Below are 16,791 nucleotides of genomic sequence, written 5' to 3'. Positions count from 1 at the left end.
ATGACCGATAAACCAACCGACGCTCCACCGGCGCATCGGGTGACGGCGTTCGACCTGGTGTCGCGCGAGCCCTGGGCGATCACCCCGGACATGCTGCACACCATCGCGGCGATCGCCCGTCGTGAAAACGATGGCCCCGAGGCTGTAGAGGCCAGGCAGGGGCGGCCACTTCAGAACACCCGCAACGTGACCCAGCGCGGCAGTGTCGCGCTGGTTCCGGTCACCGGGCCGGTGTTTCGTTACGCGAACCTGTTCACCGCCATGTCCGGCGCGACTTCGCTTGACGTGTTGGCGAAGGAGTTCACCGCGGCGGTGGATGACCCGCGCACCGACAGCATCATCCTGGTGATGGACACGCCCGGCGGCCAAGCCAGCGGCATCGCCGAGTTCGCCCAGATGATCCGGGCATCTCCGAAACGGGTGGTCGCCTACGTGTCGGGCAATGCCGCCAGCGCGGGTTACTGGATGGCGGCGGCAGCCCACGAAATCGTCATGAGTCGCACCGGCGCGGTCGGCTCCATCGGCACGGTGCTCTCTGTGCGCACGAACAAGGATGACGGCAGCGTCGAGATCGTCAGCAGCCAGAGCCCAAACAAGCGTCCCGATTTTTCGACAGAGCAAGGCCGTGCGTTGGCCCAGAACCATGTCGATCGCTTGACCACCATTTTCGTCGAGGACGTCGCGAACTATCGCGGTGTTGACGTCGATACCGTCCTTTCCGACTTCGGTCAGGGCGACATGCGGATCGGCTCAGACGCTGTTGCCCTGGGCATGGCCGACCGTGAATCCACCCTTGAATCTTTGATTGCCGAACTCAACGGCAGCAACTCCGGAGATCGTTCTATGACTACAACCACCGCAACCCAGCCAAGTACGACCGCTGCCGATAAGCCAACCATCGATCGCGCTTACCTGGCGGCCAACCACGCCGAGTTGCTGGCGACGCTGGAGCATTCCGCTCACGCCGCCGGTGCGAAAGCTGAGTGTGAACGTATTCAGGCGGTCGAGGCTGCCGGCCTTCCCGGTCATGAAGAGTTGATCGCCTCCCTGAAGTTCGACGGCAAGACCTCTGGTGCTGAAGCAGCCAGCCAGGTGATCACCGCCGAAAAGTCCAAGCGCACTGCCGCGCTGGCGGATATCCGCAGCACGGCGACCAAGCCAGTCCCTGCCGCAGCCGCACCGGACACTCCGGCGGCCGCGGCTGATCAGGAAGATCCCGAGGCGCCGCTCGAGGAACGGGCCAAGGCGACCTGGGACGGCAACAAGGAGCTGCGGGCTGAGTTCGGCGATTTCGGTGCGTACCACGCGTACCGCAAGGCCGAAGACAAGGGCCTGATCAAAGTCCTGAAGAAGTAACCCGGCCCACACCCACCACCCTTTAGGCTTTGGAGATCCCTATGCCTCTTACTCTCGACACTCCCCGCGCTTACGAGACGGGCGACATCAATGATCTGGCTGTCGCTGCCAGCGTGCAGATCTTCGAAGGCTCGGCCGTCGGCATCAACTCGGCGAATGGCCTGGCGCGTCCGCTGGCTGCTGGTGATCTGTTCGTCGGCTTCGCTGACTGCGGCGTAGACAACCGCACTGGCGCTGCCGGCGCGGCGCGCGTTCGCTTGCGTGAAGCGGGCAAGGTGCAACTGCCGGTCGCGGCCCTAGCTATCACCGATATCGGTAAGGCCGTATACGCCAGTGACAGCGGCACCTTTGTCCTCACTGCTGCGGGTAATAGCCGGATCGGCCATGTGCACCGCTTTGTCAGCGGTGGCGCGGGTATCGTCAAGTTCGCCGCGCAGGCCGTCCCGGTCGCGTAACACGCCGGATTACCAAGTCTTTCATCAGGAGATACACCCATGGGTGCTGAAGTACTTTCCAGCCGTGCCGTCATTGGCACGTTTTACGAGCTGCTCGAACAAAACGCCGGGGCGACCTGGATCGATCTGATCTCCAACCTCTTTGACTCCGACCAGGCGAAGGAAACTTATCCGTGGATCGGCGCGGTACCGACGCTGCGTGAGTGGATCGGCGGTCGCCACGCCAAGGGCTTTGTTAGCGCTGACCTCGAAATTGAAAACCTGCACTACGAAGCGACGATCGAGGTCCTGGTCAAGGAGCTGCGCCGCGACAAAACCGGGCAGCTGCGCATTCGTCTCGGTGAGCTGGCCGATCGCACCAACTCGCACTGGGCCCGTCTGCTGTCGGCTCTGGTGCTGAACGGCGAAAGCCAGATCTGCTACGACGGCCAGTACTTCTTCGATACCGACCACGAAGAGGGCAACAGCGGCCCGCAGTCGAACAAGATCACCACGGACATCAGCGAGTTGGCGGCCACGCTGCACGGCACCCCCTCGCGCCCGAGCCCTGAAGAGTTTCAGCAGGCCGTGGCCAAGTCAGTTACCCAGCTGACCAGCCTCAAGGACGATCAGGGCGAGCCAATCAACGAACTGGCCCGCGAGTTCCTGGTGATGGTGCCTTTCGGTTTGCTGAGCGTGGCCCAGTCGGCGCTGACCGTACCGCGCGGTACCAACATCAGCGAGATCGTCATGCCGGACAACGTCAACGTGCGGGTGATTGGTAACGTCCGCCTGAATGCCTGGACCGACAAGTTCGTGACCTTCCGCACCGATGGGCGCCTGAAGTCGTTCATTCGTCAGCAGGAAACCGACGTGGTGATGAAGGCTAAGGCCGAAGGCTCGGAGTACGAGTTCGACAACGACGCGCACCAATACGGCGTCGACACCTGGCGCAACGTCGGTTTCGGGCGCTGGCAGTACGCCGTCCTGAACCAACTGGTGTAAGCCTTCGGGCTTGCACCTCATTCGAGGACATCACGATGCCGAAATACACAGTCGATCAGAACATCACCTTGTTCGGTGGCGAACTGATCCTGACGGCTGCTCAGGCCGGTGCGCGAGCGCACTGCCTGCAGGAGCTCAAGAAAGGCCGTTACGAGATCATCAGCCCGGTCCAGTTCAAGAAGGGGGAGGTGATTGTCATCCCCGGTGAGCCGGACAAGGCGCTGGCTCAGAAGGTCACCAAGCTCGAAAAGGATGCAGGGGGCGGCAATGGCGAATAAATCCTACCGGGTGCTCAGCGGTTCATTCCGCAAGCCCAACGACGAGTTGGTCGAAGTCGGTGGGACGATCGAGTTGCCGGTCGACGTTGCGGAGCGTTTCCGTAACCAGCTGAGCGAAGTTTCCCCCGCCGAGTCGACCAAAAAAGCCGGTCCGGCCAAGGCTGAAGGCGATGTTTGAGGAGGACCTTTCGGCCTTCCTCGAGGATTTCAATGTGGGTGGCCTAGTCGACGGCCAGCCCTTCCTGGCGGTGCGGGACATGCCGGATGAGATCCGCGCCATGGCCGGTATCAACAGTCAGTCGACCTACTACGAAATCCTGATCATCACCGCCGAGGCTGAGCGCCTGGGCATCGTCAACGGCAAGTTAATCAGTGTGGGTGGCGTGTCTTACAGGGTGCGCGACCGGCTGATGATCGATGACGGGGCATTCAGTCTCGCTTCACTCACCAAGGTCTAACCCTATGCCTTCCATTCAAGAGCGCATCGTCGATCGGGCGAAGGTGCTGATTCTTGGCGGCGGTACGTTGGCCGGCGACCGGGTGTTTCGCAGTCGTACGGAAGCGATCACCCGGGACATGTCGCCGGCCATTGTGATTCGTCCGAACCTGGAAACCACCGAACGCGAAAGCCAGTCAGTGGACCGCAACCAGTTTGAGCTGTCGGTGGAAATCCTCGCCCGCGAGGACACCACCACGGGCGATGCCTGGGACCAGGTCGCGGATCTGGTCAAGGTTGCTGTGCACGCGGTCCTGATGGAGGAGGACGCCTTTCCCGAGGCTGACCGCATTCAACGTTTCTACATCGACTGGATCGAGGACGACGGCGACAACACCGCGGGCAACTGCATGGTGCGCTACCGCTTCACCTATCTGTGCAACACCGGCGACTTGTTGTCGGGACCCACTATTTATTGAGGAATACCTCTCATGCAAATTGCATTCGGTAGCGGGCTGTTTTATGCCACCCCGCTGATGGACGCCTATGGCAATGCGTTGGCAGCACCAACCCCCATCCTGCTGGGCATCATGCAAGAAGCGTCGATTGACCTGTCCTTCGACTCGAAAGAGTTGTTTGGCGGCGAACAGTTCGCGGTCGATGCGGCGCGTGGTCAGGGCAAGCTGTCCGGCAAGGCCAAGGCGGCGCAGATCAGCCTTTCGCAATGGAATGCCCTGGTGTTTGGCCAGCAGTTGCAGCCCGGTCAAGTGTTGGTGCATCACGCAACCACACCGACGCCTATCCCCGTAGGGGGCAAAATCATTGTCGATCCACCAGCGGGTGGTTTGTTGGCCGGTGACCTGGGAGTTCGCGGCGGTGGGGCGGTAGCTTTTCAACGCGTCCTGACTGCGCCAGTCACAGGTCAGTACACCTACAACGCCACGACCGGTGAGTACGGCTTTGCGGTGGCGGACGCCAATACCCCGGTGTTTATTGACTATCGCTACTCGGTGGCCACCGGCAAAAGTCTGTCCGTGCGTAACCTGCCGATGGGCGATATGCCGGTGTTTCAGGGCGAGCTGTACCTGAAGTACAAGGGCAAATCGATTTATGTCCGGGTTCCGAACTTTGTCAGCAACAAGCTGGGGATTGCGACCAAGCAGGATGACTACACCATCCCCGACTTCGAATTCACCGGTTACGCCGATGAGTTCGGTGAGGTCGTTTACTGGAGTGCCAGCGAATGACGCCCGTCAACGTACCTGGTGTTGAGTTCCCGTTTCCGGGCAAAACACTGGTGATACCGCCAATGGCGCTGGGGGATCTGGAACAGTTGCTCGATCGCATCAATAACGTCATGTCCGGTCGAATGGACAAGGACAGCATCGCCACCGTCATTGACGCCACGCATGCCGCCTTACGCCGCAACTACCCGGACATGGATCGTTCTGAAGTGGCGAGCCTTCTGGACCTGAAGAATATGCGTGCCGCCTTGGACGCGGTCATGAGCGCCTCAGGGATGGAGGCGCAACCCGTGAACGAGTCGGGGGAAGCTCTGGCCCCCTCGACTGGGGCCAGCTCTACGCACACCTGATCGCCTGCACAGGCCAGAGTCCGGTCACGCTTCGGCGTGATTGGGACATGGTCATGGTGGGCCACATGACGGACTACTGGAATCACCATCCGCCCGTTCATGTGCTGGTGGCAGGGTACCTGGGATACAAGCCGACTCAGTCGGTCACCGGTGCCCCAGATTTGGCTACCAACATGGCGGCACTCGCCGCGGATATGCGTAGCGAACTGCCAGAGCACTTGCGCGGTGCTTTGGATGCGTTTTGTCCATTGAGTTAGAAACTGGACCCTGATAGCAGCTATCGGTAGCCTTCTCCGACTTTTAACAGGGAGGCTACCCATGCGTAATGGAGTTTTGTTTTTGTTGTTGCTAGCAGTTGGCTCGGCCCAGGCCGAGACCACGGAAGTGTATTTGCTTAAGGAGAAAGCACGCGAGCTGGTGCGTGCACGCTTGAAGGATCCTGATGCTGCGAAGTTTCAGAAACTTGAACCGCATAAACTGGAAAACGGCGCCACGATTATCTGCGGTGAAGTGAATTCTAAAAATGGTTATGGCGGTTACGCAGGGTTTGAAAAATTCTTCAGCACCGGGAGTAGTGTTCGTTTTAAAGCCGATTCGCCATCAACCTTTGAAGGTGTTTATCAGGCAGTTTGCAGTAAGTGATTTAAAGCTGGTCCAACAAACTCCGCCATGGCGGAGTTTTTTATTGTCTGCATTTTGGGTGCCGGTATGGATAGGAACATCGCGTACCAGTTTACTGCTGGTACTCAGGGTTTTGATCGTGCGGTATCAGCCTGAACAAAACCTTGGCCGAGACAGCGAGTTGGTTCACCGGTGTGTTGAAGGGGTTGACGGGCGCGGGCGTGACGGTTGATGAGGTGGCCGGGAACGTCAAGCGCCTTGAGGCCATGCTGGACAACCTGGGTAACAAAGGTGCGCGCGGTGGCGGCGGTAAAGCGCAGTTGGAGGGCTCGTTGCAGGAAGAGCGGTTGCTCTTGGAAGCCATGCAGTTGACCTCCAACAAAATCGATCAGGTCGATGCCGGCATGAAGGCGCGATTGGCTCGAATCGAAGAGCAGCGACGTAAAGTCGCTGAAATGGCAGCCACAGGCGATACACGTCTTTCTACCCAGCAGCAGGCGCAGCAACGCCCGACGGCCTACGGCCTGGAGGTAATGCGTCTGACAAAACTTGAAACAGCTTATGCGGCTGCCATTGAGCACCGTAAAGAGCTGGAGAAGGGGAGCACGCCACCACCACCAGCCAAGCCGGACACAGCGACAGGTGGGGGGGCTTCGAAGTCACGGGTCAGTCAATGGGCGGAAGTTCTGGACGCGCAGAAGGTTGCGCACACCCAGCAGCAGGCTGAGCAGGGGACGTTCCAGCAGTTTTCCTTGCAGAAGGAAGTCGACTATTGGCAGGCGGTCCTGCAGCGCACCGATCTCAGTGCTGCCGAGCGGTTGGGCGTGCAGCGCAACTACCTGGGCGCGCTGACCAATTTGCGCAAGCAGGACGAAGGTTCTGCTTTTGCAGACCTGCAGGCGCAGGCTCAGATGTACCGTAACAACATGGATGCCCGGTTGCAGATCGCCCAGCAGGTACTTGATCGCAGCCGCCAGTTGTACGGACAGGACAGCGAAGAGTATCGCCAGGCAGCCTCTGAAGTGGTTGCGATCGAGCGTGAGAAGCAGCAGCAAATCACCAACATGAAGCAGCAACAGTTGGCGGCTGATCAACAAGCGCGGCTCGCAGACATTACCCATGCCGAGCAGATGGCCCAACTGGATCTGCAAGCGAACCTGATCACTCAGGGGCAGCTGCTGCAATCGCAGGCCGAGTTCGAGCAACAGCGATACGCAATCGAAGCGGCGGCTCTGGAGCAGCGCAAGAAGTTGCTGGAACAAGATCCTGATCGTAATCCGGTCGCCCTGCAGCAGGTGCAGCAACAGATCCTGGCGCTGGAACAGACCCACCGCAACAGCATGGCGGTCATCGGCCGTCAGCAAACGATGGAGTCTCAGAGTAACTGGACCGGGATGGTCGGCAGTGTTCGCTCCAGTTGGGCTGGCGGCCTGAATGGCATTTTGACCGGCACTATGTCCACCCAAGGTTTGCTCAACGGGATATTTGGCAGCATCGGTAACGCGTTCATCGAGAACATGGTCACCGCCCCTGTAATGGCCTGGATGTTCGGGGAAACCGCCAAGACTGGAGCGACCGTGGCCGGCGTTGGTGTGCGTACTGCGGCCGAGGCGGGTGGTGCGGCGATGTCCGTGGCGATCTGGGGCGCGGCCACGATGAAGAACATCATCGCCAGTGCCTGGCAAGCGATGGCAGGGGCCTTCGCGGCCATGTCGGCGATTCCCATTATCGGTCCCGTGCTGGGAGTCGCTGCCGCGGCGGCGGCCGGCGCCTTCGTGTTTGGCATGGTGAAAAATGTGGCGTCGGCCGAAGGCGGCTACGACATTCCGGCGGGTACCAACCCGATGACCCAACTTCACGAACAGGAAATGGTGCTGCCCAAACAGTACGCCAACGTCATCCGCCAGGCGGCGAATGGCGACGGACAACTGGGGGGCGGTGGCACCTACCACTACAACGATTACAGCGGCCGGATGACGCCGGCAGACATCCGGCGCAATGCCCGGGCGTTTGCCGAAGAAATGCAAAAAATGCGGCGCAACGGTGCCATCAAGGCATAGGGGGGAATCATGCCATTAGGTCCGTTCTGGCCACCACGCTGGATCGCCAGTTATCCAGACGTGGGTGAGGTGAGCGACGGGGTGTTGCCGCGCATGCCGGGGCAAACACTGCTGTCGAAAAAGGCACCGGAGTGGAGTACAGGGGTGCAAAGGGCGGCCAGCGGCCGACGTCGCACCACCGCGTATTACTCGGCGCCCTTGTGGTCGTTCCAGATCAGCTACAACGCGGTGCGCAAACGGCCGGGTCTGGATGAGTGGACGCGGCTGATGGACTTCTTCAACAGCCGCAAAGGCCAGTTCGGCGAGTTCCTGTACTTCGATCGCTCCGATCACCTGGTGAAACTTCAGCGATTCGGTACCGGCGACGGAACCACCGTCACCTTTCAGCTTTCCCGTGCCATTGGCAGTTGGGTCGAGCCAGTGTATGGCGTCGTCAACATCGATGCGCTGACGGTCGGTGGAGCACCGGTTTCGAGCTACAACGTGGACGAGCTGGGGCGCATCACTTTTGCCGTGCCGCCGCCCAACGGGGCGTCACTGGTGTGGAGCGGCGCGTTCTATTTCCGCTGTGCCTTCGATGCCGACTCGCTGGATGGCGCCCAGCCGTTTCGGACGATTTGGGAAATGAAGAACATCGCCTTTACGAGTATCAAACCATGATCGATGCCAGCCCAGAGTTGAAACAGTTCTTGGCCACGGCGCGCAGCTTCGTGATGGCCGACCTGTACACGATTGCCTTGGCCAGCGGCCAAGTGCTGCGCTACACCGATGCCGGCCTGCAGATTTACCACGCCGGGCAGAACTACTCGGCCAGCGGCCCGCTGATCAAGCGCACCGGGGTGCGGGCGGTGCGCGGCATTGAGGTCGATACCTTGAACGTCACCTTCACCGCCGGGCTGAACGACACGGTGCTGGGGGAGTCGGTGCTGCCGTTCATTGCCGGCGGCGGCTTCGATGGCGCGACGTTAAATCTGGCCCGAGCCTTCATGGCGGACTGGGGGAAGCCGGTGATTGGAACGGTGACGCGCTTCATCGGCCGGGTGGCGGAGGTCGATCCCGTCGATCGTGAGCAGGCAACCGTGACAGTCAAGTCGCCGATGGAGTTGCTGGATACCAAAGTCCCTCGGGGCGTGTATCAGCCGTCGTGTTTGCGCACGGTGTACAGCGCCGATTGCGGGGTGAATCGGGCGTTGTTCCAGACAGCCGGCACCGTCCAGGCCGGCAGCAATACCGCCCTGCGGATCAACTCCAACGTGATAGCGGAGCAGGGCTGGTTCGACCAGGGGGTGATTCGATTCGTCAACGGGGCGAACGCCGGTGTGGCCCGCACGGTGCGGCGGCAGACCGGTGACGGCGCGGTCACGATGATCCTCGGCGTGCCCGCGGTGCCCGTCCCGGGCGACCAGTTCCTGATTTATCCGGGCTGCCCGCGCACGCTGGATGCCTGCACCAACAAGTTCGGCAACCGCGTGCGTTATCGCGGCATGCCCTTCATCCCGGTCGCGGAGACGTCCATATGAATGCGCTTGAAGCTCAACAGCGGGCGGCCGTTGTGGCCGAGGCCGAACGCTGGCTGCGTACACCGTACCAGCACCGTCAGCACTTGCTGGGTGTTGGTGTCGACTGTGCCTGGCTGCTGATCGAGGTCTACAACGCGGTCGGGCTGATGCCCATGATTGACCCCGGACCCTATGCCCAGGACTGGCACCTGCATCGCAGCGAGGAACGCTACCTGGACTGGCTCGACCGGTACGGCCACCCGGTGGAGACACCGCAGCGCGGCGACATGGCGGTGTGGCGTTTCGGTCGCACGTACAGCCACGGCGCGGTGGTGATCGATGAACACCGGGTCATCCATGCCTACCGCGATATCGGCGTGGAATACGCAGACATGCGCGAGGAACGGCTGGCTAGCCAGCTGGTGCGTTATTACACACTCAACCTATATGGAGTCAGCGATGGGGGGCAGCAGTAGCACCATTTCCACCAGCGCCACGCGCATCAATGCGCTGCAAGTGCAGAGCAGTGCCAGCGGCAAGCCGATCGCCTGGATTGCCGGCCGAAATCGCATCAGCCCCAACCTGATTTACTACACCGACTTCGAAGCCGTGGCGAAGACCACGAAGAAGAAATCGGGCGGCAAGGGCGGCGGCGGGGCGACCCAAAAAGACACCACCTACACCTACTACGCGGCGCTGATCCTCGCGATTGGTCGTGGGACGTTGGGTGCGGTTCACCGCATTTTTCGTGACAAGGAAGTGTTTACTGAAAAGGTCATCAACGGGGTAACTCAGTCGGCCTTGGCTCAGGCGGGTTTCAGCTTTGCCCGGGGTGATCGGGACCAACCGGTGTGGGGCTTTCTTCAAACCAAGCATCCCGCCGAGGCCATCGCCTACGCGGACACCGCCTATGTGTATGCCGGTCGGTACCTGCTCAACGATAGCGCCGGGGTGCAGAACCACACGTTCGAGGTGGACGGTCCCTATCAAGTGCCAGGGTTGCCGGACGCCAATCCCGGGGAGTTCTTGCCAGGGTTACTGCTCGATCCTTTGGACGGCATTGGATTCAACCCATGGTGGGTGGCCGACCTGAGCAATTATCGCAATTACTGTTTGGCTGAAAACCTGTTGTTGAGCCCGGTGCTCGATGAGCAGTCACCGGCCAGTGAAGCGATCGCTCGCTGGCTGCAACTGACCAACAGCGAGTTGGTCTGGTCGGCCGGTCAGCTCAAGGTCATTCCCTATGGCGATCAGGTCGTGACCGGCAACGGCGTGACCTGGTACCCGGATGTCACGCCAGTGGCAGATCTGACCGATGATGATTTTCTCGCCGAGGAGGGCGAGCCACCGGTCTCACTCAAGATCAAGAGCCAGGCGGACAGCTACAACGAAGTCTCGCTGGAGATCCTCGATCGCGCTCACGAGTACAACACCGATGTGGTGCGCGGCACCGATCAGGCGGCCATCGAGCAGTTCGGCTCGCGACCGATGGAGACGATCAAGGCCTATGAGATTTGCGATGTGGCGATCGGCGCGCATGCCGCGCAGTTGCTGGTGCAGCGCAAGCTGTACGTGCGCAATGAATACCAGTTTTCCCTGGGTTGGCAGCATGTGCTGCTGGAGCCGATGGATCTGGTCACCATCACCGAACCAGGCTTAAACCTGCAGCAGCGCTTGGTCCGTTTGATCTCGGTCGAGGAGGACGAAGAGGGTAAGTTGGCGGTGGTCGCCGAGGACGCGTTGTTGGGTGTCGGCAGCGCGCCCAATTACCCGGTGCAAAGCAAAAGTGGTTTTCAAAGCAATCAGAACGCCGCACCCGGTCCGGTACTGGCACCGATCATGTTCAACCCACCCGAAAGCCTGTTGCTCGCCGGTGAGTTGCAAGTGTGGGGCGCCGTGGCCGGTGCGAGCCCCAACTGGGGTGGCTGTGAGATCTGGATCAGTGCCGACGGTGACAGCTATCGGATGGTTGAAACCATCTATGGTCGGGCACGTATGGGGCAGCTTTCAGCCGCCCTGGCGGACGGCAACGATCCGGACACGGTCAATACCCTGTCCGTGCAACTGGCGGCACCGGACGAACTGGCGGCCGCGACTACCGCCGAGGCTGACAGCGGCGCCACCCTGTGCTGGGTGGACGGAGAACTGCTCAGTTATCGCGATGCCACGCTGACCGGCGTGGGGGCTTATCAGTTGGGCTACCTGCGACGCGGGCGGCTGAGCTCGGCGGTGGCCAATCATCCCAGCGGAGCACCGTTTGTACGCCTGGACGACGCGGTCTGGAAATACAGCTACGCCCGGGATCAGATCGGCAGAACGGTATGGGTCAAGTTTCGCTCGTTCAACGTGTACGGTCGGGCGTTGGAGGATCTGGCGGACGTCACGGCGTACAGCGTCACCTTGTCGCCCGCGCGGGTGGTCCCTGCGCCGGCGCAGAACCTGGCATTGGTCGGTCCATTCGAAGCGCCGTATTTCACCGTCAGCTGGACGGCGGGGGCTCGTGCGGAGGATCGGCTGGTGCGGATCCGCAACGCGGGCAGCAATGTGCTGCTGCGTCAGGTGACGACCACCAGCACGGCCTTCACCTACCAACGCGACGATGCGCTGGTCGATGGTGCGCTGATTCGCAGCTACCGCGTCGAGATCATCGAGCGCAACGCAGCTGGCGGTGCTCCATCGGCCTCGCTGCTGGTCTCCAACAGCGCACCGGCCGCCGTGAACGGGACCGCGGCCACCGTGAGCGGTACCTCGGCTGATGTGAGTTGCGATGCTAGCAACGCTGCAGACGCTGCCGGCTACCTGTTTGTGTACTCAACGGCCGCCGATTTTGATCCGGCCATCGCCGGGACCGTTGGCTACCAAGGCATGTCGCGAACGGCACAGATCACTGGCTTGACCGCCGGCACTACCTACTACCTTTGCGCCGCCGCTTACGACACCTGGAGCAGCACCCGCAGTCAGCTCAACTTTGCCCCGGCAATTACCTTCAACACCTGACAGAGACTCGATATGCAACCTATTCAATTCTTCGCCGCCAGGGCTGAGGACGGCGCTCTGCTGCCTGGTGCAACGATAAACGTGTACATCAGCGGCACCTCGACTCTGGCGAATTTGTACAGTGACGAGAACACGTATGTGCCGCTGGCGAACCCTGCGTATGCCGATGCCAATGCGGGAGTGTTCTTCTATACGAAAGAGCGAAAGATTGACGTTGCGATCAGTCGCGGTGGTTATGTGGCGCCGTTGCTGCGAGGGATCGTCACCACCGACCCCGGCGACGTTTTGAACGCGGCGGTCTCCGCTGCCGACCGTGCGGAGGCCGCCAGGGATGCGGCCCAGCTGTCGTCGGGGATCTACCCCAATACCTCAGCGGGCATCAGCAACACCGCATCCGGTCGCTATTTCAGCGTGCCCAGCCCTGAGTGGAGTCAATCGCTGATCCTGTATTTGAACAACGGCGGCGTACCACTTGAAATTAAACGTTATCCCAGTAGCGCCATTCTGGACATTGCCCGGCGGAGTAACTATCAGTTGTCCGGGCGCACGACGAAGGTCGAAAAGGGTGCCTTGAGTCTGGATTTCACGGTGAGCTGGGGCCGGCTCTATATCTTTACCGGCACCGGCAAGGCCCGAGCCAACGTTCAGGCCGTGACTGACCTGGTGGTACCCGACGGAAAATGTGCTTATGTGGATCTGGCTGAGCCCTTGGTCGGCGGCGAGTACCTGGTGCACGTGTCGTCGCTCCCACTGACGGCGATTGCTAACCCGCCGGGCTCCTACATCGAAGACAGCAAAATTATTCTGTTCACCTGCCTCAACGGCGTCGTCGGTGGGGCGCTGTATCCCCAGTACCACTCCGTGGGCGATGGGGTCGTGTCGCGTGCGGCCTTGACCGGCGCGTTGCAGAACACCCTGGACCGGGCCGGCTGGCACGTGGTGGGCCGGGCGACCAAGCTGCAGCGCAACGTGGGTACGCCAAGCACCTACTCAATCAGTTTTTCGGAACTGACGGTCACCGGTGGTTTGACCTTTTCGTCGAAAAAGGTAGCCCCAGTCAGTGGGCAGAATGTGCCGTTCGGCGAAGCGATCTATGTGGATCTTGACAGTGCTCCCAATGAGAGCGGTCAGCTGGTTCCGCAAGTAACGACCGGTGGTTTTACGGCCGGGATGTTGGCCTCTGGTGCGTTCGTCACGGATCGGAAGGTGTATCTGTTGATCAACGGCACCTCCGGGCTTGGTGGCCCTCTGGCCCGGCAGGAAGCCTCCGTTGATTCCATTGATCAAACGTTGAAGAACCGCACGGTGCGTGCGGCCTATCAGGTGATTGGCGACATTAGCCGGTTCCTTCTCAGCGGAACGGCGTGCGTTATGTCGTTTGGCGATCTTCGTGTTGCGCGGGGTGTGGGCAACACTACGCTGGTGATCGCGGGTCTTACAGATGTGACGGTCCCCCTAGGCCAGGCGCTTTACGTCGATCTGGGCGCCGAGCTGGTCGGCGGGAAGTTGGTGGCCGAAGTCACCACCGCCGGCTATTCGAGTGTTGGCGGTAGCATCGCTTCGGGCGCATTCGTCGATGACAACAAGCTCTACCTGTTTATCAATGATGGGGCTGGGTATGGCGGTGCGCTGGCCAATCGAAGGCCGCTGAACACGTACCTGGGCGAAGTCTGGCTGAAACAGGCGCCGATCAATATCACCTTTGACCCGACTACCCGAACGCTGGCCTGGGACAACTATTTGATTCTGCCCACTAACAGTGGGCAGGGGCGGATCAAGATCACCCCAGGCTCGTTTTCTTTCACCAGCACCGGCTTCAACGTTGCCTACCTTGACCTATCGGCCGCGGTAACGACCGGTGACACCCCGGCTACGGCAGTGAAGGGAGGGGTCTATTACGAGTCTCCCAGCCCGGACCGCTTTCGAGGCCTGCCCAATCAGCTACCGATGTTCTACTGGAACGGCGCTAACGACTTCGGCTCGCTCTGTGGTTTTCCGCGCGCCTCCGAGCCAGGCGCGACGGTGGTTTCGACACTGGCGCCGGATGATGTCGTGGTCAAGGTCGGGGCGACTCTGGTCAGCACCTTTATCAAAGGCAGCAAGGCCACCTCGAAAAAGTACTTGGAGTTCACTCTGGGCTATGAGTACAAGCCGTTTGACCCTACCGGGGCGGATGCCTATGGCAATGCGGATTTGTGGCGGTTGAAACACGCCTACGAGGCCGACTTGGACCCGGTGGCGATCTCGTTCGTCCGCTCGCGCTCGGGCAAGGCGCTGCTCAATGGCGGCGAGATTACTTGCGCGATCAAGGAACAGGGTGCGCCGGACTACATCGGTGGCTTTCACGGCGATGAGGTCAAGAGCACGGCGATATTGCTGCTCGATGGCGTCGAAATCCCGATGGGCACGGTGGCGACCTACGTCGGCAAGAAGTTGCAGTATGTCCAGCGCTCGACGCTGTTCAAGTGCAACACCCAAACGGCGGTGGCCACGCGGTCGCAGAGCTTGGTGCTCAGTCATGAAAGTGGCCACGCGAAGATCGACATGTCACAAAAGGTCGTGTGGTCGCAATCGCTGGTGCTGGAGGCCGCAATGCTCACCATGCTGCCAATCAAGCGCCTGCTGGATGACTCGACGGGCGAGGTGATTACCAATACCGCGCTGCGCTCGCCCTATGTTGGCAAAGAGGATGTGTCTGTCGAGGGCTTTCCGCAGATAGCCACTTTGGGGTGGCTGCCTGATTCCCAGATTTGGGGGCCTACCGGGATCTCCGCGAGCGTTCAGATCTTGAAGCACCCAGGTTATGCCGATTGCGGTTTCTACGTGGCCAACGCGCCCTACTACAACAAGGACTATTACAGTGTTGCCGGCAGCGCGGTCAGCACCATGGGCGGCGTCACGCACACGACTCAGCCCGGAGAAACCTGGAACGTGGACAGCGTCATCAAGATGACTACCAATCTCTGATCTAGCGCCAGACAGGGACGGAATTCCGTCCGGCAGTGCCGTTTCGTAGAAGAACCATGCCCGCCAAATGCGGGTTTTTTTTCGCCTGGAGAAAAGTGATGACTGCAACAGAAAGAGACCGCGACATCCTTGCCCGCACGCTGTGGGGTGAGGCCCGCGGTGAGAGCCTGGCCGGCCAGATCGCGGTGGCTTGGACCATCCGCAACCGGGTGAACGATGGCAAGACCCAGTCGTGGTGGGGGGAGGGCTATGCCGGTGTGTGCCAAAAGCCCTACCAGTTCAGCTGCTGGAACAGGAACGACCCGAACTTCGCTTACCTGAGTGGCGCGAAACAGATTCCTTTCCGCGAGTTTGCCCAGGCGCAGATCGCTGCCGAGCAGGTGATGGCGGGCAAGGTGTCAGATCCGACCGGTGGGGCGACCCATTACTACGCGACCACTATGCCAAAACCGCCTACGTGGATTAAGGGCGCGAAGCAGACGCTGAAGCTCGGGCACCACATTTTCTTCAGGGATGTGCCGTGAGCCCCACGGCACTGATGTTTGCGTATAACCAGGTCGCGCTGAAGACGCGGGCCTGAACCTTTCCCAGCCATCCGAGGCAACAAAACATGCAACTGATTAGTAATTGGAAAGACGCGTTGAAAATGTCCAGCGTTCAGACTGGCGGCGCGATTGCAGCACTGGGTATTGCTGAGCAACTGCTGCCTCAGTTGCAGGCGGTATTGCCGCCTGCGGCTTATGGCGTGCTGGGTATCCTGGTGATGCTGGCACGGGTGATCCTGCAGCCCAAACTGAGTAACTAGGGAGGGACTGGCGCGAGCTCAAAGAATTGTCGCCATCACCGATGCCGGTGACCAAGGATTGATCGCCCTGGCTGTGTGTCAGGCCTATGTGTGGGCGCTGATGCCGGATTTACCTGTTGCCCGGTAACCCGACGGGCTGATCTTGGCAGGTGAGGGCGCGTAGCTTTGCGGTGAGCTCGCTGATGTGCTTGTCCTTGGCCATCAACTCCCAGTTGCTCCGGGTTTCGATCTCGTTCGCGAGGCTGTTCGCATCGGCCGCTTCAGCTTTGGCAGTGGCCAATTGAGAGCGAAGCGTATCGCGCTCATTGGCAGCTTCGGTGTGCATCTCAACCAGCTTGAAGATGTTTTGTCGGGCCTGGCGTATTTGCAGGGTCAGTTCCTGAATTTCGTTCTCGAGCATTCGAAGCTGATGCCGGCAGGTATCGAGCGGCGTCGGGCAGCCAAGCCAGTCGCTGGTGTCTTCGATTTCGTACGGGTCCACGGTCACACCTTACGGAAGCTGGTTTTATATACAGTAGTTGAGGCGTGACGATTCGGCGAGAGTAAGGTGACGAACTGCTTGGCCATTCCGGCTTTGCAACCTCAACACTAAAGTTAAAAAGAGCGACCGAGCTGGGTGCGTCAACACCCAGCCTGGCCGCCGTCCCTGCAGATTGTCCCTGCAAGTCCAGCCAAGGCTCTTGCTCCGTGCACAAAGCGCGGCGAGCCTAGCACCTGTTTATATATACAGTAAAGGTCT

General features: G+C 60.4%; 20 protein-coding genes. 19 read left to right on the top strand and 1 reads right to left on the bottom strand.

The features are described 5' to 3' along the window. From QMK54_RS17755 to QMK54_RS17665, 19 genes are all read left to right on the top strand, one after another. Entirely contained in the window at positions 1-1,356 is a 1,356-nt protein-coding gene (locus QMK54_RS17755) for a S49 family peptidase (protein ID WP_320400999.1), read from the top strand. A 41-nt stretch (positions 1,357-1,397) separates the two neighbouring features. Continuing rightward, positions 1,398-1,811, top strand: a complete 414-nt coding sequence (locus tag QMK54_RS17750; protein WP_320400998.1) for a hypothetical protein — start codon at positions 1,398-1,400, stop codon at positions 1,809-1,811. Positions 1,812-1,850: 39 nt separating this feature from the next. Further along, positions 1,851-2,795 (top strand): Mu-like prophage major head subunit gpT family protein, encoded by a 945-nt coding sequence (locus QMK54_RS17745; protein ID WP_103393070.1) that lies wholly within the window; start codon positions 1,851-1,853, stop codon positions 2,793-2,795. 35 nt (positions 2,796-2,830) lie between these two features. Continuing rightward, positions 2,831-3,073, top strand: a complete 243-nt coding sequence (locus QMK54_RS17740; RefSeq protein ID WP_320400997.1) for a hypothetical protein — start codon at positions 2,831-2,833, stop codon at positions 3,071-3,073. Next, positions 3,063-3,251 (top strand): hypothetical protein, encoded by a 189-nt coding sequence (locus QMK54_RS17735; protein ID WP_218495645.1) that lies wholly within the window; start codon positions 3,063-3,065, stop codon positions 3,249-3,251. The genes QMK54_RS17740 and QMK54_RS17735 overlap by 11 nt, the downstream gene beginning before the upstream one ends. Positions 3,252-3,285: 34 nt before the next feature. Next, complete coding sequence (locus tag QMK54_RS17730; RefSeq protein WP_218495646.1) at positions 3,286-3,531, top strand: hypothetical protein; 246 nt, start codon at positions 3,286-3,288, stop codon at positions 3,529-3,531. Between the two features lie 4 nt (positions 3,532-3,535). Continuing rightward, positions 3,536-3,988 carry a hypothetical protein gene (locus tag QMK54_RS17725; RefSeq protein ID WP_223594486.1) on the top strand — a complete coding sequence of 151 codons (453 nt, stop codon included), beginning with the start codon at positions 3,536-3,538 and terminating at the stop codon, positions 3,986-3,988. A 12-nt stretch (positions 3,989-4,000) separates the two neighbouring features. Further along, positions 4,001-4,756 carry a hypothetical protein gene (locus tag QMK54_RS17720; protein ID WP_320400996.1) on the top strand — a complete coding sequence of 252 codons (756 nt, stop codon included), beginning with the start codon at positions 4,001-4,003 and terminating at the stop codon, positions 4,754-4,756. Beyond that, the gene (locus tag QMK54_RS17715) at positions 4,753-5,103 is read left to right on the top strand and encodes a hypothetical protein (RefSeq protein ID WP_103393076.1); all 351 of its coding nucleotides are present in this window, start codon (positions 4,753-4,755) and stop codon (positions 5,101-5,103) included. Before QMK54_RS17720 ends, QMK54_RS17715 begins: the two co-directional genes overlap by 4 nt. Before the next feature lie 65 nt (positions 5,104-5,168). Beyond that, positions 5,169-5,360, top strand: coding sequence for a hypothetical protein (locus tag QMK54_RS17710; RefSeq protein WP_320400995.1), 192 nt, complete (start codon positions 5,169-5,171; stop codon positions 5,358-5,360). A 61-nt stretch (positions 5,361-5,421) separates the two neighbouring features. Beyond that, positions 5,422-5,745 (top strand): hypothetical protein, encoded by a 324-nt coding sequence (locus tag QMK54_RS17705; RefSeq protein ID WP_320400994.1) that lies wholly within the window; start codon positions 5,422-5,424, stop codon positions 5,743-5,745. 143 nt (positions 5,746-5,888) lie between these two features. Then, entirely contained in the window at positions 5,889-7,784 is a 1,896-nt protein-coding gene (locus tag QMK54_RS17700) for a hypothetical protein (RefSeq protein WP_320400993.1), read from the top strand. 9 nt (positions 7,785-7,793) lie between these two features. Next, a complete protein-coding gene (locus tag QMK54_RS17695; RefSeq protein ID WP_320400992.1) occupies positions 7,794-8,444 on the top strand; it encodes a DUF2460 domain-containing protein in 651 nt (216 codons plus the stop codon). After that, the gene (locus tag QMK54_RS17690) at positions 8,441-9,304 is read left to right on the top strand and encodes a DUF2163 domain-containing protein (protein WP_320400991.1); all 864 of its coding nucleotides are present in this window, start codon (positions 8,441-8,443) and stop codon (positions 9,302-9,304) included. The genes QMK54_RS17695 and QMK54_RS17690 overlap by 4 nt, the downstream gene beginning before the upstream one ends. Then, the gene (locus QMK54_RS17685) at positions 9,301-9,759 is read left to right on the top strand and encodes an NlpC/P60 family protein (RefSeq protein ID WP_320400990.1); all 459 of its coding nucleotides are present in this window, start codon (positions 9,301-9,303) and stop codon (positions 9,757-9,759) included. Before QMK54_RS17690 ends, QMK54_RS17685 begins: the two co-directional genes overlap by 4 nt. Further along, positions 9,743-12,280: a phage tail protein gene (locus QMK54_RS17680; protein ID WP_320400989.1), complete on the top strand. Its 2,538-nt coding sequence runs from the start codon at positions 9,743-9,745 to the stop codon at positions 12,278-12,280. The genes QMK54_RS17685 and QMK54_RS17680 overlap by 17 nt, the downstream gene beginning before the upstream one ends. 12 nt (positions 12,281-12,292) lie before the next feature. Next, positions 12,293-15,247: a hypothetical protein gene (locus QMK54_RS17675; RefSeq protein WP_320400988.1), complete on the top strand. Its 2,955-nt coding sequence runs from the start codon at positions 12,293-12,295 to the stop codon at positions 15,245-15,247. A 98-nt stretch (positions 15,248-15,345) separates the two neighbouring features. Further along, positions 15,346-15,771 (top strand): cell wall hydrolase, encoded by a 426-nt coding sequence (locus QMK54_RS17670; RefSeq protein ID WP_320400987.1) that lies wholly within the window; start codon positions 15,346-15,348, stop codon positions 15,769-15,771. An 86-nt stretch (positions 15,772-15,857) separates the two neighbouring features. Further along, a complete protein-coding gene (locus QMK54_RS17665; protein WP_320400986.1) occupies positions 15,858-16,052 on the top strand; it encodes a hypothetical protein in 195 nt (64 codons plus the stop codon). Between the two features lie 109 nt (positions 16,053-16,161). On the opposite strand, the gene QMK54_RS17660 is transcribed toward QMK54_RS17665, so the two are convergent. Then, positions 16,162-16,533 (bottom strand): hypothetical protein, encoded by a 372-nt coding sequence (locus tag QMK54_RS17660; protein ID WP_320400985.1) that lies wholly within the window; start codon positions 16,531-16,533, stop codon positions 16,162-16,164. Between the last annotated feature and the right edge of the window lie 258 nt (positions 16,534-16,791).

The sequence above is a fragment of the Pseudomonas sp. P5_109 genome (genome assembly GCF_034009455.1).
Classification (GTDB): Bacteria; Pseudomonadota; Gammaproteobacteria; order Pseudomonadales; family Pseudomonadaceae; genus Aquipseudomonas.
The sequence above is the reverse complement of the archived record's forward strand: the minus strand, read 5'-3'. Positions and strand labels throughout refer to the sequence as shown.

What these genes read in the sequence shown, in the direction of transcription:
- QMK54_RS17755 (WP_320400999.1), top strand. Translation starts at nt 1, where the DNA reads ATGACCGATAAACCAACCGACGCTCCACCGGCGCATCGGGTGACGGCG.
- QMK54_RS17750 (WP_320400998.1), top strand. Translation starts at nt 1,398, where the DNA reads ATGCCTCTTACTCTCGACACTCCCCGCGCTTACGAGACGGGCGACATC.
- QMK54_RS17745 (WP_103393070.1), top strand. Translation starts at nt 1,851, where the DNA reads ATGGGTGCTGAAGTACTTTCCAGCCGTGCCGTCATTGGCACGTTTTAC.
- QMK54_RS17740 (WP_320400997.1), top strand. Translation starts at nt 2,831, where the DNA reads ATGCCGAAATACACAGTCGATCAGAACATCACCTTGTTCGGTGGCGAA.
- QMK54_RS17735 (WP_218495645.1), top strand. Translation starts at nt 3,063, where the DNA reads ATGGCGAATAAATCCTACCGGGTGCTCAGCGGTTCATTCCGCAAGCCC.
- QMK54_RS17725 (WP_223594486.1), top strand. Translation starts at nt 3,536, where the DNA reads ATGCCTTCCATTCAAGAGCGCATCGTCGATCGGGCGAAGGTGCTGATT.
- QMK54_RS17720 (WP_320400996.1), top strand. Translation starts at nt 4,001, where the DNA reads ATGCAAATTGCATTCGGTAGCGGGCTGTTTTATGCCACCCCGCTGATG.
- QMK54_RS17715 (WP_103393076.1), top strand. Translation starts at nt 4,753, where the DNA reads ATGACGCCCGTCAACGTACCTGGTGTTGAGTTCCCGTTTCCGGGCAAA.
- QMK54_RS17710 (WP_320400995.1), top strand. Translation starts at nt 5,169, where the DNA reads ATGACGGACTACTGGAATCACCATCCGCCCGTTCATGTGCTGGTGGCA.
- QMK54_RS17705 (WP_320400994.1), top strand. Translation starts at nt 5,422, where the DNA reads ATGCGTAATGGAGTTTTGTTTTTGTTGTTGCTAGCAGTTGGCTCGGCC.
- QMK54_RS17695 (WP_320400992.1), top strand. Translation starts at nt 7,794, where the DNA reads ATGCCATTAGGTCCGTTCTGGCCACCACGCTGGATCGCCAGTTATCCA.
- QMK54_RS17690 (WP_320400991.1), top strand. Translation starts at nt 8,441, where the DNA reads ATGATCGATGCCAGCCCAGAGTTGAAACAGTTCTTGGCCACGGCGCGC.
- QMK54_RS17685 (WP_320400990.1), top strand. Translation starts at nt 9,301, where the DNA reads ATGAATGCGCTTGAAGCTCAACAGCGGGCGGCCGTTGTGGCCGAGGCC.
- QMK54_RS17680 (WP_320400989.1), top strand. Translation starts at nt 9,743, where the DNA reads ATGGGGGGCAGCAGTAGCACCATTTCCACCAGCGCCACGCGCATCAAT.
- QMK54_RS17675 (WP_320400988.1), top strand. Translation starts at nt 12,293, where the DNA reads ATGCAACCTATTCAATTCTTCGCCGCCAGGGCTGAGGACGGCGCTCTG.
- QMK54_RS17670 (WP_320400987.1), top strand. Translation starts at nt 15,346, where the DNA reads ATGACTGCAACAGAAAGAGACCGCGACATCCTTGCCCGCACGCTGTGG.
- QMK54_RS17665 (WP_320400986.1), top strand. Translation starts at nt 15,858, where the DNA reads ATGCAACTGATTAGTAATTGGAAAGACGCGTTGAAAATGTCCAGCGTT.